26 protein-coding genes are annotated in these 26342 nt (G+C 65.8%); 19 read left to right on the top strand and 7 right to left on the bottom strand.

From position 1 onward, the window contains the following. Positions 1–88 precede the first annotated feature (88 nt). Complete coding sequence (locus AC13EK_RS09865; protein ID WP_483022183.1) at positions 89–343, top strand: hypothetical protein; 255 nt, start codon at positions 89–91, stop codon at positions 341–343. Beyond that, positions 340–1866: a methyl-accepting chemotaxis protein gene (locus tag AC13EK_RS09860; RefSeq protein WP_069338459.1), complete on the top strand. Its 1527-nt coding sequence runs from the start codon at positions 340–342 to the stop codon at positions 1864–1866. The genes AC13EK_RS09865 and AC13EK_RS09860 overlap by 4 nt, the downstream gene beginning before the upstream one ends. On the opposite strand, the gene AC13EK_RS09855 is transcribed toward AC13EK_RS09860, so the two are convergent. Continuing rightward, positions 1863–2750: a LysR family transcriptional regulator gene (locus tag AC13EK_RS09855; protein WP_069338458.1), complete on the bottom strand. Its 888-nt coding sequence runs from the start codon at positions 2748–2750 to the stop codon at positions 1863–1865. The genes AC13EK_RS09860 and AC13EK_RS09855 overlap by 4 nt on opposite strands. A gap of 116 nt (positions 2751–2866) precedes the next feature. On the opposite strand from AC13EK_RS09855, the gene AC13EK_RS09850 reads away from it, so the two are divergent. From AC13EK_RS09850 to AC13EK_RS09810, 9 genes are all read left to right on the top strand, one after another. Further along, positions 2867–4384: an acetyl-CoA hydrolase/transferase family protein gene (locus AC13EK_RS09850; RefSeq protein ID WP_069338457.1), complete on the top strand. Its 1518-nt coding sequence runs from the start codon at positions 2867–2869 to the stop codon at positions 4382–4384. Positions 4385–4525: 141 nt separating this feature from the next. Then, positions 4526–5506, top strand: coding sequence for a TerC family protein (locus AC13EK_RS09845; protein ID WP_069338456.1), 981 nt, complete (start codon positions 4526–4528; stop codon positions 5504–5506). A gap of 38 nt (positions 5507–5544) precedes the next feature. After that, positions 5545–6279, top strand: a complete 735-nt coding sequence (gene recO, locus AC13EK_RS09840; RefSeq protein ID WP_069338455.1) for a DNA repair protein RecO — start codon at positions 5545–5547, stop codon at positions 6277–6279. A 120-nt stretch (positions 6280–6399) separates the two neighbouring features. Further along, positions 6400–7443, top strand: a complete 1044-nt coding sequence (gene leuB / locus AC13EK_RS09835; protein WP_017502837.1) for a 3-isopropylmalate dehydrogenase — start codon at positions 6400–6402, stop codon at positions 7441–7443. An 85-nt stretch (positions 7444–7528) separates the two neighbouring features. After that, on the top strand, positions 7529–7945 hold the full coding sequence (locus tag AC13EK_RS09830; protein ID WP_048937906.1) for a hypothetical protein: 417 nt from the start codon (positions 7529–7531) through the stop codon (positions 7943–7945). A 60-nt stretch (positions 7946–8005) separates the two neighbouring features. Beyond that, complete coding sequence (locus AC13EK_RS09825; protein ID WP_004207377.1) at positions 8006–9004, top strand: threonine dehydratase; 999 nt, start codon at positions 8006–8008, stop codon at positions 9002–9004. Next, positions 9001–10209: a trans-sulfuration enzyme family protein gene (locus AC13EK_RS09820; RefSeq protein WP_277788360.1), complete on the top strand. Its 1209-nt coding sequence runs from the start codon at positions 9001–9003 to the stop codon at positions 10207–10209. The genes AC13EK_RS09825 and AC13EK_RS09820 overlap by 4 nt, the downstream gene beginning before the upstream one ends. Before the next feature lie 32 nt (positions 10210–10241). Next, positions 10242–10640 carry a Co2+/Mg2+ efflux protein ApaG gene (apaG, locus tag AC13EK_RS09815; RefSeq protein ID WP_004207375.1) on the top strand — a complete coding sequence of 133 codons (399 nt, stop codon included), beginning with the start codon at positions 10242–10244 and terminating at the stop codon, positions 10638–10640. Beyond that, positions 10637–11428, top strand: coding sequence for a LysR family transcriptional regulator (locus AC13EK_RS09810; protein WP_069338453.1), 792 nt, complete (start codon positions 10637–10639; stop codon positions 11426–11428). Before apaG ends, AC13EK_RS09810 begins: the two co-directional genes overlap by 4 nt. Before the next feature lie 167 nt (positions 11429–11595). On the opposite strand, the gene AC13EK_RS09805 is transcribed toward AC13EK_RS09810, so the two are convergent. Further along, the gene (locus AC13EK_RS09805) at positions 11596–12870 is read right to left on the bottom strand and encodes a serine hydrolase (protein ID WP_069338452.1); all 1275 of its coding nucleotides are present in this window, start codon (positions 12868–12870) and stop codon (positions 11596–11598) included. Then, the gene (gene parE / locus AC13EK_RS09800; RefSeq protein ID WP_069338451.1) at positions 12867–14846 is read right to left on the bottom strand and encodes a DNA topoisomerase IV subunit B; all 1980 of its coding nucleotides are present in this window, start codon (positions 14844–14846) and stop codon (positions 12867–12869) included. Before parE ends, AC13EK_RS09805 begins: the two co-directional genes overlap by 4 nt. Positions 14847–14999: 153 nt before the next feature. On the opposite strand from parE, the gene AC13EK_RS09795 reads away from it, so the two are divergent. Then, positions 15000–15842, top strand: coding sequence for an outer membrane protein (locus AC13EK_RS09795; RefSeq protein WP_069338450.1), 843 nt, complete (start codon positions 15000–15002; stop codon positions 15840–15842). A gap of 115 nt (positions 15843–15957) precedes the next feature. Then, entirely contained in the window at positions 15958–17136 is a 1179-nt protein-coding gene (locus AC13EK_RS09790; RefSeq protein ID WP_069338449.1) for a M48 family metalloprotease, read from the top strand. Between the two features lie 51 nt (positions 17137–17187). Here AC13EK_RS09790 and AC13EK_RS09785 read toward each other — a convergent pair whose 3' ends face one another. After that, the gene (locus AC13EK_RS09785; protein ID WP_037519632.1) at positions 17188–17877 is read right to left on the bottom strand and encodes a GcrA family cell cycle regulator; all 690 of its coding nucleotides are present in this window, start codon (positions 17875–17877) and stop codon (positions 17188–17190) included. A 113-nt stretch (positions 17878–17990) separates the two neighbouring features. Between AC13EK_RS09785 and AC13EK_RS09780 the strand changes: the two genes are divergently transcribed. Next, positions 17991–18839 (top strand): ABC transporter permease, encoded by an 849-nt coding sequence (locus tag AC13EK_RS09780; RefSeq protein ID WP_010337736.1) that lies wholly within the window; start codon positions 17991–17993, stop codon positions 18837–18839. A 5-nt stretch (positions 18840–18844) separates the two neighbouring features. On the opposite strand, the gene AC13EK_RS09775 is transcribed toward AC13EK_RS09780, so the two are convergent. Beyond that, the gene (locus AC13EK_RS09775; RefSeq protein ID WP_483022182.1) at positions 18845–18979 is read right to left on the bottom strand and encodes a hypothetical protein; all 135 of its coding nucleotides are present in this window, start codon (positions 18977–18979) and stop codon (positions 18845–18847) included. Positions 18980–19129: 150 nt separating this feature from the next. On the opposite strand from AC13EK_RS09775, the gene wecB reads away from it, so the two are divergent. The 5 genes from wecB (at position 19130) to AC13EK_RS09750 (ending at position 24975) form a co-directional block, all read left to right on the top strand. Beyond that, positions 19130–20245, top strand: coding sequence for a non-hydrolyzing UDP-N-acetylglucosamine 2-epimerase (gene wecB / locus AC13EK_RS09770; RefSeq protein WP_069338257.1), 1116 nt, complete (start codon positions 19130–19132; stop codon positions 20243–20245). Beyond that, positions 20229–20606, top strand: a complete 378-nt coding sequence (locus AC13EK_RS09765) for a hypothetical protein (RefSeq protein ID WP_483022181.1) — start codon at positions 20229–20231, stop codon at positions 20604–20606. The genes wecB and AC13EK_RS09765 overlap by 17 nt, the downstream gene beginning before the upstream one ends. 83 nt (positions 20607–20689) lie before the next feature. Then, entirely contained in the window at positions 20690–21985 is a 1296-nt protein-coding gene (gene wecC / locus AC13EK_RS09760) for a UDP-N-acetyl-D-mannosamine dehydrogenase (RefSeq protein ID WP_069338254.1), read from the top strand. Positions 21986–22102: 117 nt separating this feature from the next. After that, positions 22103–22831, top strand: a complete 729-nt coding sequence (locus AC13EK_RS09755) for a polysaccharide biosynthesis/export family protein (protein ID WP_069338255.1) — start codon at positions 22103–22105, stop codon at positions 22829–22831. Continuing rightward, complete coding sequence (locus AC13EK_RS09750; protein ID WP_010337740.1) at positions 22831–24975, top strand: GumC family protein; 2145 nt, start codon at positions 22831–22833, stop codon at positions 24973–24975. The genes AC13EK_RS09755 and AC13EK_RS09750 overlap by 1 nt, the downstream gene beginning before the upstream one ends. A gap of 11 nt (positions 24976–24986) precedes the next feature. Here AC13EK_RS09750 and AC13EK_RS09745 read toward each other — a convergent pair whose 3' ends face one another. Together AC13EK_RS09745 and purQ are read right to left on the bottom strand one after the other, a co-directional pair. Then, positions 24987–25517 (bottom strand): hypothetical protein, encoded by a 531-nt coding sequence (locus AC13EK_RS09745; RefSeq protein ID WP_069338258.1) that lies wholly within the window; start codon positions 25515–25517, stop codon positions 24987–24989. A 149-nt stretch (positions 25518–25666) separates the two neighbouring features. Next, positions 25667–26341: a phosphoribosylformylglycinamidine synthase subunit PurQ gene (gene purQ / locus AC13EK_RS09740; protein WP_069338256.1), complete on the bottom strand. Its 675-nt coding sequence runs from the start codon at positions 26339–26341 to the stop codon at positions 25667–25669. Between the last annotated feature and the right edge of the window lies 1 nt (position 26342).

Below are 26342 nucleotides of genomic sequence, written 5' to 3'. Positions count from 1 at the left end.
GCGATGTTTCCCCGGCCGATCGGCAGGGGAGACAAGAGTGGGGAACAGGTGGGGGCTTGCGGCTGCGCAATTGGCGACGGTCGGTTTTATGATGCTGGCGGGCGTTCTGGCGCCGCCGGCGCGGGGCGACATGCTCGCCATTCCCCTGACGACGGTCAGCAGCCATGGATTGGCGGCGGGGTTGATTGCGGTCGGCGCGATCCCGATCGGCAAGGGGCAGATCGATGGCGCTTTGGTGGTGCGGGGGGACCGCGACCGCCTGGCCTGGCCGATGCTGACGCGCGGCGTATTGCTGCTGGCGGCGCCCGATTTCCTCTGCGCTGGCAAGGGAGGGCGGGCATGAACGTCGAACGCCCGATGGAAAGCATCCGCCTGGCCGGTGCGCGCATGCTGATGTGGCTATTCTGGCTGAATGTGCCGGCGCTGATGCTGATCGGATGGTGGCTGAAGGCACCCGATGCGGAAGTCGGCGCGCTGGCGGCCGCGCTGCTGGCGCTGCTGCCGACCCATATGGTGCGGCAGCGCGACATTTCGGCGCCAGCGCGCATGACGCTGGCGGTGACATCGGTGGCGATCCCGGCGCTCTATGTCTTCCTGCTGCGCGGCCATGGTTGGCAGATGGACATGCATATGGGCTTTTTCGCGGCGCTGGCGGCGCAGACCGTGCTGCTCGATCGGCGGGCGTTGCTGGTCGCGGCCGGCGTGACGGCGCTCCACCATCTGATCCTAAACTATAGCTATCCCGCCTGGGTGTTCGCCAGCGAGGGCGATCTGCCGCGGGTGCTGGTGCATGCGCTGATCGTGGTGATCCAGACCCTGATGTTGTGGTGGATCGTGTCGCTGCTGACCCAGACCATCCGCTTGCAGACCGAGGAGCGGCAGCGGAGCGAAGGTCTGCGTAAGGAAGCCGATGCGGCAAAGGAGCGGGCCGAGGTCGCGCTGGCCGAACTGGAGCGGGCGCAAACGATCGCGACGCGGCAGCGCGCGATCGAGGAGGCGGCGCGGCGGGCCGAAGAGGCAAGCGAGCGGCGTCGGCTGGTGGCAGACGCGCTGGAGGCGCGGCTGGGCGCGGTGGTCGGCGATCTGGGCCAACTGGCGGGGCAATTGTCGGCCAGCAAGCAATGGCTGTTCGATCTGCTCGATCGCACGACCCAGCGCTCGGCCGAATTGCGCAAGGCCCATGCCCGCGCCGATGGCGATGTCCGCGCGGTGGCGCAGGACACGGAAAAGCTGGCCATTTCGATCAATGGCGTCGGCGGCAGCGCCAGCCACACCCGCGACAATGCGTTGCGTGGCGCGATGGCCACCCGTGCGCTGACGCCGGAGGTCGACATGCTGTCGGCGACGGTCGATTCCGCCAGTTCGATCGTCGCGCTGATTTCGCAGATCGCGGCGCAGAGCCGAACTCTGTCGCTTAACGCCGGGATCGAGGCGGCGCGTAGCGGCAGCGAGGTGCGGGGCTTTGCCGTCGTGGCATCGGAGATGAAGAGCCTCGCCGCGCAGACGGCCGAGGCGACCCGCCAGATTGACATCTATCTGCAGGATATTCGCCGTGCGGCCGACAGCGTGTCGGGCGCGATCGACGTCGCGACCCAATCGGCCGACACGATCGATCGGTCGACCGCCGGCATCGTCGATGATGTGGCGGAACAGATACGCGCCACCGGCGAGATCGCCGCGGCGACCGAGGAGATGGCCCGCCACATCGCCGAAGCGGCGTCCCAGGCCGAAGCGCTGAGCCTGGCGCTGGCGGAGGCGCAATCGGCCATGGGCGAAACCGACGCGGCGGCGACGGCCCTGTCCAGTCGTTCGCAGGAATTGCAGGAAACGGTGCGTAACGTGCTGGAGGAACTGCGCGCCGCCTAGCGCTGGGGCGGATCGCCGGGGAAATTCGCCTTCAGGAAATCGAGCACCAGCCTGGCGCGGGCGGGCAGGCGCTTCAGCGCGGGATGCACCGCCAAAATGTCGATTGGGTCGATCTGGCTGGCGGGGAGGACATGCACGAGGCGCCCCGCCTCCAGATCGTCCGCCACCCGCACGGCGGGCAGCATCGCGATGCCGAGGCCGGCGAGCGCGGCGCGATGCACCGCTTCACTATTGTCGCTGCGGAACGGACCGCTGATCAACTGGTCGCGGCCGTCCACCGTCCATTTGGCGGGCAGGTCGCCATAGCCATAGGCGATACAGCGATGGCTGGGCAGATCGTCGGCGCTGGTTGGCAGGCCATGGCGCGCGACATAGTCGGGATGGGCGACCAGCATGCGGGGCAGGGCACCCAGCCGATGCACGACCAGCATGTCGTCCCCGACCGGGCCGACGCGCAGCGCCAGATCGAGCCGGTCCTGGACCAGGTCGCGCTGCCAGTCCGTCATCGCCATGTCGATCCGCAGGCCGGGATGCTGATCGCTCAGCAGGCTCAGCAGGCCCAGATAATAGAGGCCCAGCGCGGTGGTGACGCCGATCCGCACCGTGCCGCTGACATCGCCCTGGACCGGGCGCAATTCCTGTTCGGCCACTTCCAGCGCATCGACCAGAGTGCGGGCATGGACCAGCAACTGGTCGGCTTCCGGCGTCGGGACCAGCCGGCGCGTGGTGCGATGAAACAGCACGGTGCCAAAATGGGCTTCCACCTGATCGAGCCGTCGCGCTATGGTGGTGTGGCTCGCATGCATCTCGGCAGCGACGCGCGTGAAACTGGGCTTTTCACATAGCCGTATGAAGGTGCGGATCGAAAGAAGCAGGTCGCTCATTTGAACATGTCCTGCACAGATATTGTGCCGGGAATCCCTATTGTGCGGAGAACGGAAAAGCCAGACCTAAGCGCCGGCGCAGGGACGCCAGTCAGACATTTAATGGAGACGAGAGGATGGCATCGGATCGTATCGGTCATGCAGGGTTTGCGGCAAAAAGGCGCAGCGCGCAGGACGCAGCTGCCCTGATCGCCGACGGCATGACCGTGGGCATGAGCGGCTTCACCGGTTCGGGCTATCCCAAGGCCGTCCCTCTGGCGCTGGCCGACCGAATTACTGCCGCCCATTCCGCTGGTGATCCGTTCCGGGTGAAGGTGTGGACCGGCGCATCGACCGGGCCTGAACTGGATGGCGCGCTCGCCAAGGCCGACGGCGTCGAATTTCGCCTGCCCTATAATAGCGATCCGATCGCCCGCGAGCGGATCAACCGCGGCGAGATGCAATATTTCGACATGCATCTGAGCCAGGTCGCGCCGATGGCGTGGCAGGGCTTCCTGGGCGAACTGGATGTCGCCGTGGTCGAAGTGACTGGCATCACCCCCGACGGCCTGCTGATCCCGTCCGCCTCGGTCGGCAACAACAAGACCTGGCTCGACCGTGCCAAGGGCATCATCCTGGAGGTCAATAGCTGGCAGAATGCCGCGCTCGAAGGGATGCACGACATTTATTACGGCACGGCGTTGCCGCCGAGCCGCGTGCCGATCCCGCTGACCCGCGCCGACGATCGCATCGGCGAACCCTATTTCCGGGTCGATCCCGCCAAGGTGCTGGCGGTGGTCGAAACCGACTCGCCCGATCGCAACGCGCCCTTCACCCCGCCCGATGACAGTGCGCGGGCGATTGCCGGCCATCTGCTCGAATTCCTCGGCCATGAAGTGAAGATGGGCCGCATCCCGGCGTCGCTGCTGCCGCTCCAGTCGGGCGTCGGCAATATCGCCAATGCCGTGCTGACCGGCCTGATCGACGCGCCGTTCGACAATATGGTCTCCTATACGGAGGTCATTCAGGACGGCATGCTCGACCTGCTGGAATCCGGCAAGCTGCGCATGGCGAGCGCCACCGCCTTCTCGCTCAGCCCCGAGGCGGCGGCGCGGCTCAATGCCGACATGGCGCGCTTCCGCAACAAGATGATCCTGCGTCCGCAGGAAATCAGCAACCATCCCGAGCTGGTTCGCCGCCTGGGCTGCATCGCCATGAACGGCCTCATCGAGGCGGACATTTATGGCAATGTGAATTCCACCCACGTCATGGGATCGCGCATCCAGAACGGGATCGGCGGATCGGGCGACTTTGCCCGCAACGCCTATCTGTCGATCTTCATGACGCCCTCGACCGCCAAGCAGGGCAAGATTTCGGCGATCGTGCCGCATGCCAGCCATGTCGACCATATCAATCAGGATGTGCAGGTGATCGTCACCGAACAGGGGCTGGCCGACTTGCGCGGGCTGGCGCCGCGCCAGCGGGCAGAACTGATCATCAACAATTGCGCCCATCCCGATTATCGCCCGATGCTGAAGGATTATTTCAGGCGGGCGATGCAGGGCAGCTATGGCCTGCAGTCGCCGATGCTGCCGGCCGAGGCCTTTGCCTGGCACCAGCGCTTCATCGATACCGGCACGATGATGCCGGGCTGATCATCAATGGCCCGGTGCAGCCTGACCTGCGCCGGGCCACTGATCATTGCTGTTCGATTGCCGCTTTCCGACATATTCCCGCTGAGGGAACCGGGAGCCATGCCGTCCGCTTGACCTGCATCTTTGCAGCACGGACCCATCATGGATTTCCTGACGACCGACTTTCTCGACAAGCCCATCTGGATGTGGGCGCTCTTCCTGACGATCATCATCGCGCTGCTGGCGCTGGATCTGGGCGTGCTGCATCGCAAGCAGCGCGAGATCGGCGTGCGCGAGAGCGTGAAGCTGGCCGGCTTCTACATTGCGATCGGCCTGGCCTTTGGCGGCTGGATCGCCTGGCAGATGGGGCAGGAGGCGGCGGTCGCCTATCTGACCGGCTTCGTCGTTGAAAAATCGCTGGCGCTCGACAATGTCTTCGTTATCGCGATGATCTTCTCCTTCTTCCATGTGCCGCGCCGCTATCAGCATGAGGTGCTGTTCTGGGGCATCATCGGCGTCATCGTCCTGCGTGCGATCATGATCGGGCTGGGCGCGGCGCTGGTCCAGAATGTCTCCTGGGCGCTCTATTTCTTCGCGGCGATCCTGATCTTCACCGGCATCCGCATGTTGTGGACGGTGGGCAAGGAACAGACGATGGAGGGCAACCGGCTGCTCGGTTTCCTGCGCCGTCACATGCGCGTGACCGACCGGGTGGAGGGCGATCATTTTTTCGTGCGCCAGCCGGCCGAACCGGGCGGCAAGCCGCTGCTCCATGCGACGCCGCTGTTCCTGGCGCTGGTGATGATCGAGATTGCCGACGTCATCTTCGCGGTGGATTCTGTGCCGGCGATCTTCGCCATCACCACCGATCCCTATCTGGTCTATACCTCCAACATCTTCGCGATCCTGGGGCTGCGCGCGCTCTATTTTGCGCTGGCGGCGGCGGTCCACCGCTTCCATTATCTCAAATATGCGCTGTCGGTGGTGCTGATCTTCATCGGCGCCAAGATCTTCCTGGCCGATGCGCTGGGGCTGGAGAAGATCCCGCCGGCCTTTTCCCTGCTGGTGACCGCCGGGGTGCTGGGCGCAGGCATCGGTCTGTCGCTGTGGCGCACCCGTGGCGAGGCGCAGCCGCAACATTAGATTTGGCACGAATGCCGGATCGTCGATAGGAAGGCGTCATGCCCGTCCTCATCACATCCGGCATCGTCTGCGCGCTGCGTGCCCATGGCGAACATGGCGCGGTCGCGCGGCTGTTGACGCCTGATCATGGGCTGGTCGCCGGCTATGTGCGCGGCGGGCGGTCGCGGGCGCTGCGCCCGGTGCTGCTGCCGGGCAATGCGGTGAAGGCCGAGTTCCGCGCCCGTACCGAAGATCAGCTCGCGAGCCTGACGGTCGAACTGGAGCATAGCCGCGCGCCCATGCTGGGCGAGCCATTGCCGGCGGCAGCGATCGACTGGGCCTGCGCGCTGACGGCGGCGGCTTTGCCGGAGGGAACGCCCTATCCGACGCTTTACGAAGCGCTGGACGGCGTGCTCGGCGCGGTCGAGGCGGCGCCGGCGGCGCGGGGCTGGGCGGCGGCTCTGGTCCGCTACGAATTGCTGTTGCTGGCGGAGCTGGGGTTCGGCCTCGACCTCAGCCGCTGCGCCGCCACCGGGACTGCCGACGAGCTGGCCTTTGTCAGCCCGCGTAGCGCGGCGGCGGTCAGCCGGGCCGGGGCGGAGGGCTATGAGGCGCGCCTGCTGGCGCTGCCGCCTTTCCTGTTGCAGGGTGGGGCCGGAGACTGGCCGCAGATCATGGATGGATTGCGGCTGACCGGCTTCTTCCTGGAGCGGTCCGTGCTGACCGAAAGGCGGGCCGATGTGCTGGCCGCGCGCGAACGACTGGTCGATCGGCTGAAAAGAGCGGTTGCGTAACGCGCGCAGTTTTTGCAAGGGCGGGCGCGCCGTTTCCGCATTCTCCGTTCGCCCGTCGGGCAATGGCGGCCATTTTCTTTCGCGGAACCGTGCCGACAGAGATTTAGAAAGAGGTTTCCCATGTTGATCGCCCTGTTCCCTGGAGATGGTATCGGCCCCGAGATCGTCGCGCAGGCGAAGCGCGTGCTTGATGCGCTGGCGATCGATGGCCTCACCTATGAAGAGGGTCTGGTCGGTGGTTCGGCCTATAAGGCAGTCGGCCATCCGCTGCCGCCCGAAACACTGGACATCGCCAAGCGCGCCGACGCCATCCTGTTCGGCGCGGTCGGTGATCCCGACTGCGACTCGCTGGAGCGGCATCTGCGTCCGGAGCAGGCGATCCTTGGCCTGCGCAAGGAACTGGGCCTGTTCTCGAACCTGCGCCCGGCCAAGGTCTTCCCCGAACTGGCGCATGAAAGCGCTCTGAAGCCGGAAGTGGCCGGCTCGATCGACCTTCTGATCGTGCGCGAGACCAATGGCGACGTCTATTTCGGCGAGAAGGGCATGCGCACCACCGCCGATGGCCTGCGCGAAGGCTATGACATCATGTCCTATAACGAAGCCGAAGTGCGCCGCATCGCCCATGCCGGTTTTCAGGCGGCGCGCGCCCGTCGCGGCAAGCTCTGCTCGGTCGACAAGGCCAATGTGCTGGAAACCAGCCAGCTGTGGCGGGACGTGGTGATCGAGGTGTCGGCCGAATATCCCGACGTCGCCCTGACTCACATGTATGTCGACAATGCCGCGATGCAGCTGGTCCGCAACCCCGGCCAGTTCGATGTCATCGTCACCGGCAACATGTTCGGCGACATCCTGTCCGACCAGGCGAGCATGTGCGTCGGCTCGATCGGCATGCTGGCATCGGCAACGCTGAACGGCAGCGGTCAGGGCCTCTATGAACCGATCCACGGGTCCGCGCCCGACATTGCCGGCCAGGGCAAGGCCAACCCGCTGGCGACCATCCTGTCGGCGGCGATGATGCTGCGTTACTCGCTGAACCTGCCCGAGCCGGCCGACCGGATCGAGGCGGCGGTGGCCAAGGCGCTGGCCGACGGTGCCCGTTCGCCGGATCTGGGCGGCACGATGAACACGGTGGAGATGGGCGACGCGGTCCTCGCTGCGCTCTGATCCGACTTCGGTTCGTCGCATTTGCGTGACGCGAACGTAAAGTTTCTTCGTTTCCGGTCGATATGAGCGGTGAATGGGGACGCAAATGCCGACTGAACTGATTGAAGACCATCATGTCCTGCGGGGCATGATGCGGGATTTTGCCAGCATGATGGACGATGACGTCCGTGATATGGCACTTCTGACCCGCTGGCGCATCCGCTTCGCCCAGCTGTTCCGCGACCATATGGGGCGTGAGGACATGCTGGCGCGGGGCTTGCGTCAGGGGCCGCTGGCGATGGAAGCCGAGCCGATCGTGCATCAGCATGGCCGCACCATGGTGGCCCTGTTCCTGCGCTACAGCGACCATATCAAGCAATGGACCCCGGCCCAGATCGCCGCCGACTGGGGCAATTACAAGCGGGCGACGCTGGCGCTGCAGGATTCCCTCTATGACCATATGGAGTGGGAAGAGGCGCATCTGCATCCGCTGATCGAGGGTAGGGTCCGCCGCGCAGCCTAAGGGGGCCAATTCGCGCATATCGGTCCTGTCGGCTCTCCCACGCGCCAGCTAGGCAGCGGCATGGACGACTTTTCCCTGCCCAGCCTTCGTGCCGCCGCCGCCATGGTCCATGACCAGGTGCCGCCGACCCCGCAATATGCCTGGCCGCTGCTGGCCGGGCGGATCGGCGTTGAAACCTGGGTCAAGCATGAGAACCACACGCCCACCGGCGCCTTCAAGGTGCGCGGCGCCATCACCTATATCGACTGGCTGCGCCGCACCCATCCCGAGGTGACAGGCATCATCACCGCGACCCGCGGCAATCATGGCCAGGCGCAGGTGCGCGCGGCCCGCGCCGCCGGGTTGCAGGCGACGATCGTCGTTCCCCATGGCAATGCGCTGGAGAAGAATGCTGCAATGCGGGCATTCGGTGCCACCCTGATCGAGCATGGCCATGATTTCGACAGTGCCAAGGCGGAGGCGGTGCGCCTGGCCGCCGAGCAGGGGCTGTTCATGGTCCCGGCCTATCATGCGCAACTGGTGCGCGGTGTCGCCAGCTATGGGCTGGAACTGTTCGATGCGGTGCCGGATCTCGACACCGTCTATGTTCCCGTCGGTTGCGGATCAGGCCTGTGCGCCACGATTGCGGCAAGGGATGCGCTGGGCCTAAAGACCAAGGTCGTCGGCGTCGTTTCCGCCCATGTCGATGCGGCCAAGCGCTCGTTCGAGGCAGGGCAATTGCTCACCAGCCCGACCGCCTATACCTTTGCCGATGGCGTCGCCGTTTGTACCCCGGTTCAGGCCGCGCTTGACTATTTCGGGCCGCGGGCCGACCGCTTCGTCGGCGTCACCGATGACGAGGTGGCGGACGCCATCCGCATCTATTGGCAGGACACGCATAATCTGGCCGAGGGCGCCGGTGCGGTGGCGCTCGCTGCGCTGATCCAGGAAAAGGAGCAGATGCGCGGCAAGAAGGTTGCGGTTATCCTCTCGGGCGGTAATGGCGACATGAGCCAGATGGCACAGATATTGGGCGGCGAAACGCCGCGCGTCACGACGGATATGCGGAAGGCGATATGAAGCGGAAGAGCGGGCAGAACCCTGAGATCACCAAGAACTGGAAGCCGGCGACGCTGGCCATCCGGGGCGGCACCGCGCGCACCGAATATGGCGAGACGTCCGAGGCGCTGTTCCTGTCCAGCGGCTATTGCTATGACCGGGCCGAGGATGCCGCCGCGCGCTTCGCCGGTGAACAGCAGGGCATGACTTATAGCCGGCTGCAGAACCCGACCGTCGAGATGCTGGAGCAGCGCATCGCCCTGCTGGAAGGCGCCGAAGCCTGTCGCGCCACCGCGACCGGCATGGCGGCGATGACCGCTGCCCTGCTGTGCCAGCTGTCGGCCGGCGACCATGTCGTCGCGGCCAAGGCGGCCTTTGGCTCCTGCCGCTGGCTGGTCGACACGCTGCTGCCCAAGTTCGGCATCGCGACGACGACGATCGACGGCAGCGACGTTGCAGCATGGGAAGCGGCGGCACAGCCCAATACCAAGGTCTTCTTCTTCGAGACGCCGGCCAACCCGACCATGGACGTGGTCGACATCGCCGCCGTCTGCGCGATCGCAAAGGCACGCGGCATCACCACCGTCGTCGACAATGCCTTCGCCTCGCCCGCATTGCAGCGGCCGATGGAGTTCGGCGCCGATGTCGTCGCCTATAGCGCGACCAAGATGATGGACGGACAGGGCCGCGTGCTGGCAGGGGCCATTTGCGGCAGCCGCGACTGGATCGACAATGTGCTGCTGCCCTTCCACCGCAATACCGGCCCGACGCTGAGTGCGTTCAACGCCTGGGTGGTGTTGAAGGGGCTGGAGACGCTGGACCTGCGCATTCGCCGCCAGAGCGAGAATGCGCTCAAGGTTGCGCAATTCCTCGAAACCCGCCTGCCCAAGGTCAATTATCCGGGGCTGGAGAGCCATCCGCAGCATGCGCTGGCGATGCGGCAGATGGACGCGGCCGGGCCGATCTTTTCTATCTACACCGGTGGTGGCCGGGCCGAGGCGCATGGCCTGCTCAACGCGCTGGAACTGGTCGACATCAGCAACAATATCGGCGATTCGCGCTCGCTGATGACCCATCCGGCATCCACCACCCATTTCGGCATGGCCGAAGAGGCGCGACTGGAAGTCGGCATCACCGAGGATATGCTGCGCCTGAACGTCGGCCTGGAAGATCCGGACGATGTGATCGCGGACTTCGACCAGGCGCTCAAGACGATAGGGCGTTGACGGAACCGGGCAGGGAGGCGCATGCGGGAGACATGAACGCATTGTTCCCCCTGCACGCGACGACGCGGGACATCATCGTCCATGTCGCCGTGACTTTCCTGCCCGAACAGTCGGAGCCGGACCGGGGGCGCTGGTTCTGGGCCTATCATATCCGGATCGAAAATCAGGGCGAACAGCCGGTGCAACTGCTGAGCCGTCACTGGATCATCACCGATGGGCGGGGCATTCAGCAGGAATTGGAGGGTGAAGGCGTGATCGGGGAACAGCCGGTGGTGCAACCGGGCAAAAGCTATGACTATGTGTCGGGCTGCCCGCTCAACACGGCGACGGGGTCGATGCGCGGCGCCTATACGATGATCGGTTCCGATGGCGAGACGTTCGAGGTTACCATTCCCCATTTCGCGCTGATCGCGCCGGCGGTGGCCGAATGAAGCGGACCCATTTGCCGCTCAACGGCCTGCGCGTGCTGGATGCCGCCGCGCGTCACCTGTCCTTCACCCGCGCCGCCGACGAACTGGCGGTGACGCCGGCGGCGGTCGGCCAGCAGATCCGCGCGCTGGAGGATATGCTTGGCGTGGTGCTGTTCCGCCGCACGCCCAAGGGGTTGGAACTGACGCCCGAGACCGAGGCGGGGCTGGAAGCGCTGCGCGCCGGTTTCCTGGAGTTCGAGGAAGCGGTGCGGGCGATGCAGGCGGGCCAGTCCAGTTCGTCGCTGACGATCGCGGCGCCGCGCGACATCACCGCCAAATGGCTGCAGCCGCGCCTGGCCGCCTATGCCGCGAGCCAACCCGGCCTGACCTTCTCACTGGTCGCAGCCGATGAGGCGCTGGACTTTACCGAGGCCAATCTGGACCTGGCGCTGCGCCTGACCGATGGCGCGGGCGAGCATGAGGGCATCAAGATCGGCGAAACCGCCTTCGTCACCGTGGAAGCGGCGGCAGGTGGGCCGGAGCAGCGGATCGAATGGCCCGGCTGCCCCTCGGGCGACCTGCCTGCCGCGATCCGGGTGGCGGATGCAGGGCTGGCGATCGAGGCGGCGGCGAACGGCTTTGGCCGGGCGAGCGTGCCGCTGCTGCTGGCGCAGGCGGATATCGAGAATGGACGGGTGCGCAAGGTGGGCGAGGCCCTGCCGACGATGCTCAGCTACTGGCTGATCGCGCCGTTGCCGCAGTGGCGCCAGAAGAAGGTTAAGGCGCTGGTCGAGGCGCTCACGGCCTGATCCGGCGCGGCCGGGAAAATAGGATTTCGTCCGCTTAACTTCGCATATTTCCCGCATATTTCGACATTAAATGTCCAGCTGGTGATGGATTGTTGCGCGTTCCGTTCATGTCCCATCGGGCATGTATAGAGGATCGGCGGCGTGTAGGACAGGCGCCGGGCCGGGGATCAGTCGGCGAGCAGGTTGAGCGCGCGCGTCATCAGCATGACGAAGCGGCCTTCGTCGACGCGGGCGACCGGATCGTTCCAGGCGCCGCTGACCGCGTAATATTGGCCGTCCTGCGCCTGCACCAGGAAGTTCATGGCAATGACGCCGGGTTCGCTGCCGCCCTTGTAGCCGAAATAGCGCCAGCGTTTCGCGTTGGCGGGGGGGATGCCCGGATTGACCGCCATGATCGAGAGGGCGTCGCCGCCGTTGCGGCGGAGCCAGTCGAGTTGGGCGATTTCCTCCTGCGGGCTGGCGAACCATTCGAGCGTGTCGATTGCTACCGGATTTTCCGACACGGTGCCGACATCGACATGAGCGGCGGTCAGCCGGGTGGCGGCATCCCGCAACAGGGCGCGGCGATCGGCGATGGTCCCGGCCTCATAGCGGCGGCGCAATTCGGCATTGGCCGGCATCTTGAGGGCAAAGGCCTCGGCCGTGGTCAGCATCGGCAGGCTGCGGGGATCGGTGATGCCGAAGCGCTGGCGCATGGCGTCGACCTTGTCGCGGCCCAGGCCCAGCAGCAACGTGTCCGACGCGCTATTGTCACTTTCGGCGATCATCGCGGTCGCCAGGCTGTGCAGCGTCATCGGCGCGTGATCGGGCCATGCCATCAGCCGACCGGAAAAGCTTTTCGGGCCGAGCGGGATGACATCGCTCCAGCGCCGCTCGCCGGCCTGCACCGCACGCGCGAGTTCGGCCAGCACGGTCAGCTTGAAGGAGGAGCCGGTGGCCATCGGCTGGTCGGGATGGTGCGACTGGAGCAGGACGGGACCGGCATCGGTCAGCCGGGCGATGGCGAAGCTGCTGCGACCGGGCAGGGCGGCAATGTCGCGCAGCACCGCGGCCATGCTGTCATCGGCCTGGCGGCTGCCGATGATGCGCAGGCCGACGACGCGGTTGGGCGGATCGGGGGCGATCACCAGCGTGATGGCGACGATCGCCCGTTCGTAGCGGACCTCCATCTGCCCGGCGGTTGCGCTTTGCTGGGTGAGCGCGCCCAGCGCGACCGGCCGGCCATGTTGGCGGCGCAGGTCGGCGGCGAGCGCGCGCCAGCGGTCGACCGGGATGGCGTCGATGAAGACGGGGGAGAAGAAGTCGGCTTCGTTGCCGGGGCCGGCGAGGATGGTCACCAGTTGCGTGGCGCGTGCGCGAAAGGCAGGGGCAGGATCAGCCATGGCGCGGCCCGGCAGCAGCGCCATCCCGATGAGGACAAGCGCGGCCGCCAGCAGCCTCATGCGTCAATCGCTTCCTCATCGACCGCTGCCGCATTTTCCTGGATGAAGGCGAAGCGATGGGCCGGATTGGTGCCCATCAGCCGCTCGACCAGATCGCGCACCTGCTGCCGGTCCTCGATATCGTCGGGCAGGGTGATGCGGATCAGGCTGCGGGTCTTGGGGTCCATGGTAGTTTCGCGCAGCTGCATCGGGTTCATCTCGCCCAGCCCCTTGAAGCGGCTGATCTCGACCTTCTTGCCCTTGAACTCCTTGGCCAGCATCGCCTCGCGCTGGGCATCGTCCATTGCATAGAGGCTCTTGCCGCCGGCGGTCAGGCGATAGAGCGGCGGCTGGGCCAGGAACAGGTGACCACGTCGCACCAGTTCGGGCATTTCCTGGAAGAAGAATGTCATCAGCAAGGTGGCGATATGGGCGCCGTCGACATCGGCGTCGGTCATGATGACAACGCGCTCGTAGCGCAGCTGGTCTGGGTTGCAATCCTTGCGCGTGCCGCAGCCCAGCGCCAGGATCATGTCGGCAATTTCCTGGTTTGCCAATATCTTGGCGGTGTTTGCTGAGGCAACGTTGAGGATCTTGCCGCGCAAGGGCAGGATCGCCTGCGTCTTGCGATCGCGGGCCTGCTTGGCCGATCCGCCGGCCGAGTCGCCTTCGACCAGAAAGATTTCAGCACCTTCCGGGTCATCATTCGAACAATCTGTGAGCTTGCCGGGTAGGCGCAGCTTGCGCGCGCTGGTGGCGGTCTTGCGCTTGACTTCCTTTTCCTGCTTGCGCTTCAGCCGCTCGTCCATGCGGTCGATGACATAGGCGAGCAGCGCCTTGCCCCGGTCCATATGGTCGGTCAGGAAATGGTCGAAATGGTCGCGCACCGCATTTTCGACCAGGCGCGCGGCGTCCGGGCTGGTCAGGCGATCCTTGGTCTGGCTCTGGAACTGGGGATCGCGGATGAAGACCGACAGCATGATTTCCGATGACGTCATGATGTCATCGGCGGTGATGTCCTTCGCCTTCTTCTGCCCCACCAGTTCGCCAAAGGCACGGATGCCCTTTACCAGCGCGGCGCGCAGGCCGTTTTCATGGGTGCCGCCATCGGGCGTGGGGATGGTGTTGCAATACCAGCTATAGCTGCCGTCGGACCAGAGCGGCCAGGCGACCGCCCATTCGACCCGGCCGGCTTCGCCCGGAAAATCCTGATTGCCCGAGAAGAATTGGGTGGTGGCGCATTCGCGGTCGCCCAGCTGCTCCTTCAGATGGTCGGCCAGGCCGCCGGGGAACTGGAATACCGCTTCGGGCGGGGTGTCGTCGCCGATCAGTTCGGGCGCGCATTTCCAGCGTATCTCGACCCCGGCGAACAGATAGGCCTTGGACCGGGCAAGGCGATAGAGCTTGGCCGGCTTGAACTTCTGCTCGCCGAAAATCTCGCCGTCGGGGATGAAGCTGACCGCGGTGCCGCGCCGGTTGGGGGCGGCGCCGACCTTTTCCAGGCCGCTGGTGGGCAGGCCCTGGCTGAAGCTTTGGCGGAACAGTTCCTTGTTGCGTGCGACCTCGATCACGGTCTTGATCGACAGGGCGTTGACGACGCTGATGCCCACGCCATGCAGGCCGCCCGAGGTGGCATAGGCCTTGCCCTCGAACTTGCCGCCCGAATGGAGCGTGGTGAGGATGACTTCCAGCGCCGACTTGCCGGGGAATTTGGGATGGTCATCCACCGGAATGCCGCGACCATTGTCAGTGATGGTCAGCTTGTTGCCCGGTTCCAGGCTGATCTCGATCCGGGTGGCATGACCGGCCACTGCCTCGTCCATGCTGTTGTCGAGCACTTCGGAGGCGAGATGGTGGAAGGCGCGCTCGTCAATGCCGCCAATATACATGCCCGGACGGCGCCGGACCGGCTCCAGTCCTTCGAGCACTTCGATGGTGGAGGCGTCATAGCCCGGCGAGGTGGTGGACTGGGCGGAGGCGAACAGGTCTTCGGACATTCCGCCAAGCTATAGGCAGCCGGGCGTCGGGCGCAAGCGCTGCGCGCACGCGATCGTCAGCAATCAATTGTTACAAGCCGTGGTGCAACAAATCGGCCGTCCGGTCGGTTGCCTCCATCAGGGTATATTCCCAAGGTCAGGCTGGAGAAATTCATGACATTCAAGCATTTTGCGCCGATTAGCGCCACGCTGGCGTTCGCCCTGGCGACGCCGGCAATGGCGCAGCAGGACAGCGGCAAGGTCGACTGGACCGGCCCCTATGTCGGCGGTTCCTTCGGCTACAACTGGTCGAAGGGTGATGGCGGCGAGCATCTGCGCTTCGACACGGACGGGGACGGCAATTACGATAATGTCGTCACCACGGCGGCTGGGGCCAATGCCTTTTCGCCCGGCACCTGCGGCGGTTCGGCACGGGGCGCGACGCCAGCCAGCGGCTGCAATGGCGACAAGGATGCGATCGGCTGGATGGGCCATGTCGGCTATGACCGGCAGTTCGGCAACATCGTGGCGGGCATCGTCGGCGAAGCGGGCAAGGCCTATGTCAGCGACAGCGTGACCGAATATTCGACCACGCCGGCCAGCTATACCATGACCCGGCGGATCGGCTGGAACGCCAATCTGCGCGCGCGGCTGGGCTACACCACCGATGGCGGGGTCATGCCCTATATCACCGGCGGCCTGGCCTATGCCAAGGTGAAGAATCATTTCGACACCAGCAACACCGCCAACAGCTTCACCGAATATGATCGCAAGGAAGATGCCTGGGGCTACACCATGGGCGGCGGCATTGAGGCGAAGGTCGCGCAGAATTTCTCGATCGGCGCCCGCTATCTGTGGACGCGTTATAACACGGGCGACTATCGCGTCGATGTGGGGCAGGGCAGCGCGCCCGCGACCAACCCCTTCATCATCACGCCATCCGGCGGCACCAGCATCAACCGTGGCGACAAGTTCGACAATCAGAGCCTGATGGCGACCGCCAGCTTCCGCTTCTGATCCGCCGCAATGAAGGGGCCGGGACGATGTTCCGGCCCTTTCCTCTTGTGATCTTTACCTGATCCCGCGCCCGACATAGCTTTCCGCCGACAGGATATGGCGGGAGGTCGAGAAAATGCCGGCAGGTTTCAATCCCGATGCGGCGACCGCCGCCTATCTGGCGACGCTGTCGCCGGCCCAGCATGAACGGGCGATCGCCTATACCCAGGGCGGGCATTGGCTGCTGCTGTGGGGCGTGCTGGTGACGCTGGTCGCCATGGGGCTGATCTGGCGCAGCGGCCTGCTGGTGCGGCTGGGGCGGCGGGTGCATGTGCGGCGCCCCAATCTGGCGGTGTTCCTGTCCGCCTTGCTCTTCTTCCTGCTCGACTGGCTGATTGAACTGCCCTGGTCCATCTATGCCAATTGGGGACGCGAGCGCAGCTATGGGCTGACCAGCCAGGGTTTCGGCGGCTGGCTGGGCGAGGATATATTGTCGAGCGCGATCAGCATTCCGTTGGTGGCGCTGCTGGCGGTCGCCATCTATGCGCTGATGCGGCGGACGCCGCGCTGGTGGTGGGCATGGTCGGGGCTGGTGGTCGTGCTGGGCATCATCCTGATGGTCGTGATCGCGCCGGTGGCGATCGAGCCGCTGTTCAATAACTATACGCCCGCGCCCGCCGGGCCGACGCGCGATGCGGTGGTCGAACTGGCCCATCGTGCCGGCGTGCCGGGCGACAAAATCTATATTTATGACGGGTCGAAGCAGTCGGAACGCTATACCGCCAATGTCTCCGGCCTGTTCGGCACGGCGCGAGTGGCGATGAGCGACACCATGTTCAAGCGCGGCGCCGACCTGGCAGAAGTGCGCGGCGTCGTAGGCCATGAAATGGGCCATTATGCCGAACATCATGTGCTGTGGCTGGCCGGCGGCATGAGCCTGCTGGCGATGCTGCTCTTCTTCCTGGTCGACCGGCTCTATCCGGTGGCGGCGCGCTGGTTCGGTGCGGGCAGCGCGATCAGCGATCCGGCGCATATGCCGGTCGCCTGGGCGGTGGCGGCAGTGGTCGGGATATTCCTGGTGCCGCTGATGAACAGCATCAGCCGCTATGACGAGAATGCCGCCGACCGTTTCTCGCTCAAGGTCGCGCATGAGCCCGATGGCCTTGCCAAGGCGCTGGTCAAGACGATCGAATATCGCGCCTCATCGCCCTCGCGGCTGGAGGAAATCCTGTTCTACGACCATCCCAGCGTCGAGCGGCGCATCCATGCGGCGATGGTCTGGAAGGCGGAAAATCCGCAACTGGTCGGCAAATAGGGGCAAAAGAAAAGGCCGCCCGGTGGGGCGGCCTTCCTTATCTGGTTTGGCTCAGCGAACCCGCGGGCCGCCAAAGGGCAGCGGCGGGGGCGGGCGGCGCGTGCCGCGCGGCAGCTGTGCCTGATAGGCGCGGCCGCAATGTTCCACGCAATAAGGGAAGCCGGGGTTCACTGCTTCGCCGCAGAAATGGAAGTCCGGCTCGCCCGGATGGCCCATCGGCCACTTGCAGATCCGCTCGGTCAGGTCGAGCAGGCTGGTCTTGCCGGCAATTTCGGCGCTCGGCTTGGCGGGCACCAGGCGGCGCGGCGGTGCCGGCGGGATCGGTGCCTGCTGGTCACCGGGGCCCTGGCGCAGGAAGCCGCCGGGGCCGACCGACACGATGCGCGGCTGCGGCGCGGCGGGCGCGTCGCTGGGGGCAGCGGCGGCAGCCGGTGCGGCAGGCGCAGCCGGTGCGGCGACCGGGGCCGGACGCGGCGGCGGCGGCGGGGCGGCCACGGGCGCGGCGGCGCGGGGCGCTTCAGCTTCCGGGGCAGGGGCTGCCGGCTTGCGGGCCGGCGCGGCCTTCTTGGGCGCCTCGTTGGCCTTCACCGGGGACGGGCGCGACTGCAGGCCAAGGCGATGCGCCTTGCCGATTACCGCGTTACGGCTGACGCCGCCCAGTTCGTCCGCGATCTGGCTCGCGGTCAGGCCCTTTTCCCACATCGCCTTGAGCTGGTCGATACGTTCGTCGGTCCAGGACAATGAAAACTCCTCACAATCTGTGCTATGCGCCCTATATGGGGCATGCAGGCGCGACTTCCAACCGCGCAGAACGCCCTTGCGGCATAACGGACCAGCCGATAGTCGATCCCATCATGAACGACCAGCCCAAAATTGCAGCCGCCCATCCCGCACCCGTTCCCTTCCACGAACCGGGGGAGTTGGTGATCCGCAACGTCAACTGGGCCGGCATGCGCGCGCTCTACCGCAAGGAAGTGCGGCGCTTCATGAAGGTGCAGCTCCAGACGATCTGGGCGCCGGCCGTTACCACGCTGATGTTCCTGGTGATTTTCACCATCGCGCTGGGCGGGGCGAACCGCCAGGTGCTGGGCGTGCCCTTTGCCGATTTCATCGCGCCGGGCCTGATGATGATGGGCATGATGAACAATGCCTTCGCCAACAGCAGCTTCTCGCTGCTGGCGGGCAAGATGCAGGGGACGCTGATCGACTATCTGATGCCGCCGCTGTCGGTGGGTGAATTGCTGTTGGCGCTGGTCGGCGCGGCGGTGACGCGCGCGGTGGCGGTCGGTCTGGCGCTGTGGGGGGCGATGGCGCTGTGGCCCGGCGTGCATGTGACGCCGACGCATCTGTGGGCGGTGATCTGGTTCGGCCTGATGGGCGCCAGCCTGACCGCCTTCATCGGCGTGATGACGTCGATCTGGGCGGAAAAATTCGATCATGCCGCCGCGATCACCAATTTCGTGATCGGGCCGATGACGCTGCTGTCGGGCACCTTCTATTCGATCGACCGCCTGTCGCCGCTCTTCCGGGCGATCAGCCACGCCAACCCCTTCTTCTACGCCATTTCCGGTTTCCGCTATGGCTTCGTCGCGGCGGCGGACGGCAATGTGCTGGTCGGCAGCGTCGTGCTGCTGGCGCTCAATGCCGGGCTGGCGGTGCTCTGCTATGTGCTGCTGCGCAAGGGCTGGAAGCTCAAGGCCTGACGACGTCAGGTGAGCGCGGCGAAGATCGGCACGGCCAGCATCGCGCCCAGGATCAGCATGGCGGCCAGCAGCCAGTGGCGCAGCGGAGGAAGGTGCTCAGGCCCTTCCTCTTGCCAGGGCCACATCATGGCGCGTTCCATTTGATGGCTGTCATACTGGCGATCCATAGCGTCGGGCAGGGAGGCTCCTGCCGATAGCATCAATGGTGTGGGCAGGAAAAGCGCCGCGCGTTCAGGCGATGGTTACGAATTTCTGCGATGGGGCGGAAACCGCAGCAGGATGGGGCGAAGATGAAGGTAGCGCTGGTATTTGGGACACGGCCCGAAGCGATCAAGCTGTTTCCGGTGATCCACGCGCTCAAGGCGCGTGCCGATATCGACACCCGCGTGATCGTGACGGCGCAGCATCGTGGCCTGTTGGATCAGGTGCTGGAGATTGCCGGTATCGTGCCCGACATCGATCTGGACGTCATGACGCCCAACCAGACGCTGGACGGGCTGACCGCCAAGTTGATCGTCGCGCTGGGCGAGGCGTTCGACGCGGAGAAGCCCGACCGGGTGGTGGTGCATGGCGACACGCTGACGACGATGGTGGCGAGCCTGGCGGCCTATTATCGCAAGATCCCGGTCGCCCATGTCGAGGCCGGCCTGCGCAGCGGCGACATCCATCATCCCTGGCCCGAGGAGGTCAATCGCCGCGTCGTGGCGTGCATTGCCGACATGAATTTCGCGCCGACCCAGGCGGCGGCCGATGCGCTGCTGCGGGAAAATCGCGACGCGGCCGGCATTCATGTCACGGGAAATACCGTGATCGACGCGCTGTTGGCGACGGTCGATCGGGTCAATGGCGAACCGGCACTGGCCAGCGGCCTCGACGATCTGGCGGCGCGCTTCGCCGGCAAGCGCATCGTTGCCGTCACCAGTCACCGGCGCGAGAATTTCGGCGGTGGGATGGAGGCGATCGCGCGCTCCATCGCCGATATCGCCGCGCGGCCCGATGTCGCGGTGATCTTCCCCGTCCATCCCAATCCCAATGTCCGTCCGGTCATGGATGCGGTGTTGGGAGACCTGCCCAATGTCGCGATGATCGAACCACTCGACTATCCGCATTTCGTCCGCCTGCTCGACCTGTGCCATCTGGTGCTGACCGACAGCGGCGGCGTGCAGGAAGAGGCGCCCTCGCTCGGCAAGCCGGTGCTGGTGATGCGCGAGACCACCGAACGGCCCGAAGGGGTGCAGGCCGGCACGGCGAAGCTGGTCGGCGCGGACCGGGACCGGATCGTGCGCGAGGTGCTGGGGCTGCTCGACGATGATGCCGCCTATCAGGCGATGGCCCGTGCCCATAACCCGTTCGGCGACGGCAAGGCGGCCGAGCGGATCGCGGATATCATTGCCGATGCTGCCTAACGAGGACCAACTCGATCGGCTGTTCGCTGATGAAGCCGCCGATCAAGCGGAGGCCGTCGATCTCGAGGAATTTGGCAGCTATGGGCCGGTGGTTGCCTGCGCGGTCGTCATGGCTTTCATCGTCCTGGCAATCCTCCAGATGCTGCTGTTCAGCCTTGGTGCGCCGAGTTGGGTCGGTCGGGCATTGATGCTGCTCTACGTCACACTCCCGCAGGGCGCGGTGCTGGTCTGGGCATGGGGAAAGCCAGCCGTTCGGTTGCCGTCAGGCATGGTCCTTCCGCAACGACGGATACGCCTCTATATCGGCATGGTCTGGGTTGCATCGATCTTGCTGATCGGCTTGCAAATGGCGCGGCACTGACATTCGATCCTGCCTATTACCAGAATCTTCAGTATTTTCGGGCAGGAACAGGCTGAACAGATCAAAAAGGATTTGAAATATCCATGCCCGTCGACAGCAAGCAGAAGGTTTCCGTCATTGGCCTGGGCTATATCGGCCTGCCGACTGCGGCGCTGATCGCGCGCGGCGGGGCGCAGGTCGTCGGTGTCGATGTCAGCGCCCATGTGGTCGAGACGGTCAATTCGGGCCGGGTCCATATCGAGGAAGTCGATCTGGACGGCCTGGTGCAGGGCGTGGTGGCACGCGGTAATCTGCGTGCGTCGCTCAGCGTAGAGGCCAGTGACGTCTTCATCATCGCCGTGCCGACCCCGGTGGCCGAGGACCGCGCGCCCGACATCTCCTATGTGTTGCAGGCGGCGCGGACCGTCGCGCCGGTGCTGAAGAACGGCGATACGGTGATCCTGGAATCTACCTCGCCGGTCGGCACGACCGAGGCGATGCGCGACCTGATCGCCGAGCTACGCCCCGACCTCAAGATGCCGGCGCCGGGCGTGGCGGGCGACATCGCTATCGCCTATTGCCCCGAGCGGGTGCTGCCCGGCCGCATCCTGGTCGAGCTGATCGACAATGATCGCTGCATCGGCGGCATCACGCCGCGCTGCGCGCGCAAGGCGCTGGGCTTCTACCGCCAGTTCGTGCGCGGAGCCTGCATCACCACCACCGCGCGGGCAGCCGAGATGGTCAAGCTGGTTGAAAACAGCTTCCGCGACGTCAACATCGCCTTCGCCAATGAATTGTCGGTGATCGCCGACCGCATGGACATCGACGTGTGGGAAGTGATCCGCCTGGCCAACCGTCATCCCCGCGTCAACATATTGCAGCCGGGGCCGGGCGTCGGCGGTCATTGCATCGCCGTCGATCCCTGGTTCATCGTCCATGGCGACCCGGAAAATGCCCGCATCATCCGCACCGCGCGCGAAGTGAACGACGGCAAGACCGATTATGTCGTGGCCAAATCGTCGGACATGATCGACGCCTTTGCCGGCGAGGATGTCGCCTGTCTCGGCCTCGCCTTCAAGCCGAACATCGACGATTTCCGCGAAAGCCCGGCGGTCAAGGTCGCCAGCCGGCTAGCCCGCCGCTACGGCAAGCGGGTCAAGCTGGTCGAACCCTATGCCCAGGATCTGCCGATGGAGTTCGCCGGCACCGGCGCCGAACTGATCGATCTCGATACGGCTCTGGAACAATGCGGCGTGTTCATCATTCTTGTCGATCATGACATGTTCAAATCCGTTCCCGTCGACGAACGCGCCGGTAAGGCCGTCTATGACACGCGCGGCATCTGGCCCGACCAGCCGCGCCGTCAGCCCGAGCCGGCTGCGCAGCGCATCGCGGTCTGATCGTCGGCCGGGCGGTTCGTCCTGCCCCCCGCGCGGTTGCCATGACGGTGCCGCGTCGCTAACCCCCGAGCCGAGCGGCCCTTTTGCGGGCCGCACCCGGTTCGCAATGGGGTGTTGATGCGCATGAAGCGCCAGATTTTGGGGCACTATGGCAAGGGCATGAAGGGCGGCGCCGTCGCGGCAGCGGCGATGCTGCTCGCCGGCTGCTCGACTGTTGAGGATGCCCCGCGCGGCGAGGCCGCCTATGCGCTGATGCCCGCGCCCGCCGCGGTGGGCCGCGACTATGTCATCAGTCCCGACGATGTGCTGCGTATCCAGGTCTATCATGAGCCCGACCTGTCGCTGGAGGATGCGCGGGTCAGCGCGGCCGGCATGGTCCGCATGCCGCTGGTCGGCGATGTGTCGATCGGCGGGCTGACCGCCGGCGAGGCGTCGGACGTGATCGCCGGTAGGCTTGGCGAGCGCTATCTGGTGTCGCCGCAGGTCACGGTGTTCGTGAAGCAGGCGATCGGCCGCCGCATCACCGTCGATGGCGAGGTGCGCGAGCCCGGCCTGTTCCCGATCGAAGGCCGGATCGGCCTCATCCAGGCGGTGGCGCTGGCCCATGGCCCAACCCGGCTGGCGAGCCTGGGGCAGGTGGTGGTGGTCCGCACCGTCGAGGGGCAGCGCCAGGCTGCGACTTTCGACCTGGGTGCCATCCGCAGGGGCGAAGCGCCCGATCCTGAAATATTGCCCGGCGATCTGGTGATCGTCGGCCTGTCGCGCGCCAAGGCTATCCTTGGCGGCGCGCTGATCGCCATTCCTGCCGTCGCGACCGGCTTCATCGCCATAGACGGAGGCAATTGATGGTGTCCCGGATCATCGAACTGGAACAGCGTCAGGCCGGGGAGGAGGATCGCACCACCCGCTTTGTCGAGAGCGCGCGCGGCACATGGACCGTGGTGCGGCGGCACAGGGTGATCCTGTTCGTTACCATGGCGCTCTGCGTGCTGGCGGGCGTGATCTATATCCTGCTGTCGACGCCCGACTATCGCGCGACCGCCTCGGTCGAGGTGGAGGATGTGCCGGCGGGAGCCGCCGGCGCCGGCGCGATGCAGAAGCCGGTCAGCGCGGCCGACACGGAAAGCATGATGCAGACCGAACTGGAAGTGCTGCGCAGTCGGGCACTGGCCGAGGATGTCGCGCGCGATCTGGCGCTGGTCGGCAGCCCGGTCTTCTTCCAGGGCATGGATGCGCGCCGCCCGGCACAGGGGCAGGGCAGCCTGACCCAGCGCCAGGTCGAGCATGAGCAGGTCATCAAGTTGCTGCGCGACAATCTGCAGGTCGAACTGCCGGGCAAGTCGCGCGTGCTGCGCATCAGCTTCGTCAGCGCCGATCCGGCCTTGTCGGCGCGGGTGGCGAACAGCTATGCCGACAGCCTGATCCGGGCGGACCTGAAGCGCGGTTTTGAATCCGGCGTGCAGGCGCGTCGTTTCCTGCTGGGCGAGTTGGATGGGGCACGCAAGGATCTGGAACGGGCCGAGCGGGATCTGGCGGTCTATGCCTCGCGCACCGGCGCTGTGCCGGCCGAGGCGGCCACGGACGAGGACAAGAAGAGCGACGGCAAGGATGCAAAGCCCGATGCCGCGCCGGTGCCGGAAGGGTCGACCGCAGCGCGTCTGGCGCAGCTCAACGCCTTCCGCGCGCAGGCCGTCGCCGACCGTATCGCCGCGCAGAAGCGCTGGGAAAGCGCCAAGGCGGCGAGCGCCGAGACGCTGCCCGAGGTGCTGGGTAACGGCGCCATGCAGCAGTTGATGGCGGAGCGGGCGCAGGCGCGGGCGGCGCTGGTCGAGGAACGGCAGTTCCGCAAGGATGCCCACCCAGAAATGCGCGAGGCGCGGGCGCGGCTGGCGGCGCTTGACGATCAGGCCGAGAGCATGGCGAACACCATCCGCGCGTCGCTGCGCCAGGAATATGAGGTGGCGGCGCATGGCGAGAAGCAGATCGCTTCGGAAATCGCCGCGCTGGAAGGCGATGCGCGGGTCGAGCGCGGCCGCGACATGCAGATGAGCATGATGAGCCGGTCGGTCGAAACCTATCGCCTGCTGCATGACAGCCTGTTGCAGCGTTATCGCGACATGGCGTCGCAGGCGGGCTTCCAGGCCGGCCGCATCCAGCCGCTCGACCGGGCGGCGGTGCCGACCACGCCCTTTGCCCCCCATGCCGGCCAGATCATGCTGCTTGCGCTGCTCGGCGGTATGCTGCTGGGCCTGCTGCTGATCGCGGCGCGGCACATGTTCGACGATGCGGTGACGTCGGCCGATACGCTGGCGGAGCGTGTCGACCTGCCGCTGCTGGGCGCAGTGCCGACCACCGGCGACCAGCCGAGCGCGCCCGACATCTTCGCGCCGATCGCGGCGTCGCTGCAACTGGCATCGGTTGCCGGCCTGCCGCGCTCCATCCTGGTTACCAGCGCGCAGGAGGAGGAAGGCAAGTCGCTGACCGTCAACGCGCTGGCCCGCGCGTTGGCGCGGCTGGACAAGAAGGTGCTGGTGATCGACGCCGACATGCGCCGGCCGGTGCAGCACAGCCTGTTCCGGGTGACCGCGACGCGCGGCATCAGCGAGGTGCTGACCGGGCAGGGCAAGGCCGAGGATCTGATCCTCGACAGCGGTGTCGCGGGCGTGTCGCTGCTACCCTGTGGCGCGGTGCCGCCCAATCCGGCGGAACTGCTCTCCACCCCGGCGCTCGACGCGCTGCTGGGCGCGGTGCGCGACCGCTATGACACGGTGCTGATCGACGCGCCGCCGATCCTGGGCATGTCCGACGCGCAACTGCTCGCCGCCAAGGTGCAGGTCACGCTGCTGGTGGTCGAATGGGGCCGCAACCATCATGGCGGCCTGCGGGTCGCGGTGGAACGACTGCGCCGGGCTGGCGGCTCGATCGTCGGCGCGGTGCTGACCAAGGCGCATGGCCGGGCCTATGATTATGACTATCACCGGGGCGGCTAGAACCTGATCGTTTAGCGCGTCTTGGCGGGCGCGCACGCAACCTTGTGGAGGCTGTAGCTGGCGAAGGGCTTTTCGGCATTTGCCTCGTCCCGCGCGACGATGGTCCATGTCAGTTGCGCGCCTTTGATGCGCCAACGGTTGACGAAGGTCGCGTCGGGATAGGCATAGTCGATGTCGAAGCCATCGGGCTGGCTTTCGCCTTCGCCAAGGGCCGTGAAGGCGCCGCCGAAACTGTCGGCCCAGAAACCGATGATCGGATGGGATTTTGCGGTGCCGCCGAAGATCAGATGCGCAGCATAGCGATCCTTGGGATCGGCCAGGGCGCTACTTTCCACATCGAGTGCGAGCATGGCGTCGAGCGTGATGGGCTGACTGCGGATGGACACGCTGACCGGCTTGCCCATCACGCTGCCTTCGCCTTCCCAGCAGCCACTTAGCGCAAGGACCGCTTCGGGAACCGCGATCGTGCCGGGTTCGGCAGCTTGAGCGGCCGTCGGCAATAGCAGCAAGGCCATCAGCTGCACGCGCGATTTGCTGATCATCGATCCCCCTTGGTCATTGTCCATCCCGTGTAGAACAAAGGGGGAATGATGCAAGTCAGGACCGATGCCGGCATCGCCGCAGCCGGACTAAAAAAAAAGCCCGCCGCGCTGATGCGTGGCGGGCTTTTTTGTGATCTCGATCCGGAGGATCAGGCGCGGGCGAGCAGGCCCTCGACCAGGCCGGCGAACAGGCGCTGGCCGTCGGTGTTGCCATGGGCCTGTTCGATCACGCGTTCGGGGTGGGGCATCATGCCCAGCACATTGCCGGCTTCGTTGAGGACGCCGGCGATGTTGTGGGCCGAACCGTTGATGTTCAGGGCGTAGCGCAGCGCGACGCGGCCTTCGCCTTCCAGCCGATCGAGCGTGGCGTCGTCGGCGAAATAATTGCCGTCATGATGGGCGACCGGGAAGCTGATCGCTTCGCCGGCGGCATAGCGGCTGGTGAAGGCGCTCTGGGCGTTCTCGACGGTCAGGGCGACGTCGCGGCAGACGAAATGACCGCCGGCGTTGCGCAGCAGCGCGCCGGGCAGCAGACCGCTTTCGGTCAGCACCTGGAAGCCGTTGCAGATGCCCAGGACGAAGGCGCCACGGTCAGCGGCGCGGGCGACAGCCTGCATCACCGGCGAGCGGGCGGCCATAGCGCCGGAGCGCAGATAGTCGCCATAGGAAAAGCCGCCGGGCACGCCGATCAGGTCGATGTCGTCGGGCAGTTCGGTATCGCGATGCCACACCATGGTGGGCTTGGAACCGGTCGCAGCCTCGAACGCCACCGCCAGGTCGCGGTCGCAATTGCTGCCCGGAAAGACGATGACGGCGCTCTTCATG

The sequence above is a fragment of the Sphingobium sp. L-44 genome, assembly GCF_056859495.1.
This window is presented reverse-complemented; position numbering and strand designations above follow the sequence as displayed.

Bases quoted from the DNA above. Each gene is read 5' to 3' on its own strand.
- AC13EK_RS09865 (WP_483022183.1), top strand. From the start codon at position 89: ATGATGCTGGCGGGCGTTCTGGCGCCGCCGGCGCGGGGCGACATGCTC.
- AC13EK_RS09860 (WP_069338459.1), top strand. From the start codon at position 340: ATGAACGTCGAACGCCCGATGGAAAGCATCCGCCTGGCCGGTGCGCGC.
- AC13EK_RS09855 (WP_069338458.1), bottom strand. From the start codon at position 2,750: ATGAGCGACCTGCTTCTTTCGATCCGCACCTTCATACGGCTATGTGAA.
- AC13EK_RS09850 (WP_069338457.1), top strand. From the start codon at position 2,867: ATGGCATCGGATCGTATCGGTCATGCAGGGTTTGCGGCAAAAAGGCGC.
- AC13EK_RS09845 (WP_069338456.1), top strand. From the start codon at position 4,526: ATGGATTTCCTGACGACCGACTTTCTCGACAAGCCCATCTGGATGTGG.
- recO (WP_069338455.1), top strand. From the start codon at position 5,545: ATGCCCGTCCTCATCACATCCGGCATCGTCTGCGCGCTGCGTGCCCAT.
- leuB (WP_017502837.1), top strand. From the start codon at position 6,400: ATGTTGATCGCCCTGTTCCCTGGAGATGGTATCGGCCCCGAGATCGTC.
- AC13EK_RS09830 (WP_048937906.1), top strand. From the start codon at position 7,529: ATGCCGACTGAACTGATTGAAGACCATCATGTCCTGCGGGGCATGATG.
- AC13EK_RS09825 (WP_004207377.1), top strand. From the start codon at position 8,006: ATGGACGACTTTTCCCTGCCCAGCCTTCGTGCCGCCGCCGCCATGGTC.
- AC13EK_RS09820 (WP_277788360.1), top strand. From the start codon at position 9,001: ATGAAGCGGAAGAGCGGGCAGAACCCTGAGATCACCAAGAACTGGAAG.
- apaG (WP_004207375.1), top strand. From the start codon at position 10,242: ATGAACGCATTGTTCCCCCTGCACGCGACGACGCGGGACATCATCGTC.
- AC13EK_RS09810 (WP_069338453.1), top strand. From the start codon at position 10,637: ATGAAGCGGACCCATTTGCCGCTCAACGGCCTGCGCGTGCTGGATGCC.
- AC13EK_RS09805 (WP_069338452.1), bottom strand. From the start codon at position 12,870: ATGAGGCTGCTGGCGGCCGCGCTTGTCCTCATCGGGATGGCGCTGCTG.
- parE (WP_069338451.1), bottom strand. From the start codon at position 14,846: ATGTCCGAAGACCTGTTCGCCTCCGCCCAGTCCACCACCTCGCCGGGC.
- AC13EK_RS09795 (WP_069338450.1), top strand. From the start codon at position 15,000: ATGACATTCAAGCATTTTGCGCCGATTAGCGCCACGCTGGCGTTCGCC.
- AC13EK_RS09790 (WP_069338449.1), top strand. From the start codon at position 15,958: ATGCCGGCAGGTTTCAATCCCGATGCGGCGACCGCCGCCTATCTGGCG.
- AC13EK_RS09780 (WP_010337736.1), top strand. From the start codon at position 17,991: ATGAACGACCAGCCCAAAATTGCAGCCGCCCATCCCGCACCCGTTCCC.
- AC13EK_RS09775 (WP_483022182.1), bottom strand. From the start codon at position 18,979: ATGGAACGCGCCATGATGTGGCCCTGGCAAGAGGAAGGGCCTGAGCAC.
- wecB (WP_069338257.1), top strand. From the start codon at position 19,130: ATGAAGGTAGCGCTGGTATTTGGGACACGGCCCGAAGCGATCAAGCTG.
- wecC (WP_069338254.1), top strand. From the start codon at position 20,690: ATGCCCGTCGACAGCAAGCAGAAGGTTTCCGTCATTGGCCTGGGCTAT.
- AC13EK_RS09755 (WP_069338255.1), top strand. From the start codon at position 22,103: ATGCGCATGAAGCGCCAGATTTTGGGGCACTATGGCAAGGGCATGAAG.
- AC13EK_RS09750 (WP_010337740.1), top strand. From the start codon at position 22,831: ATGGTGTCCCGGATCATCGAACTGGAACAGCGTCAGGCCGGGGAGGAG.
- AC13EK_RS09745 (WP_069338258.1), bottom strand. From the start codon at position 25,517: ATGATCAGCAAATCGCGCGTGCAGCTGATGGCCTTGCTGCTATTGCCG.
- purQ (WP_069338256.1), bottom strand. From the start codon at position 26,341: ATGAAGAGCGCCGTCATCGTCTTTCCGGGCAGCAATTGCGACCGCGAC.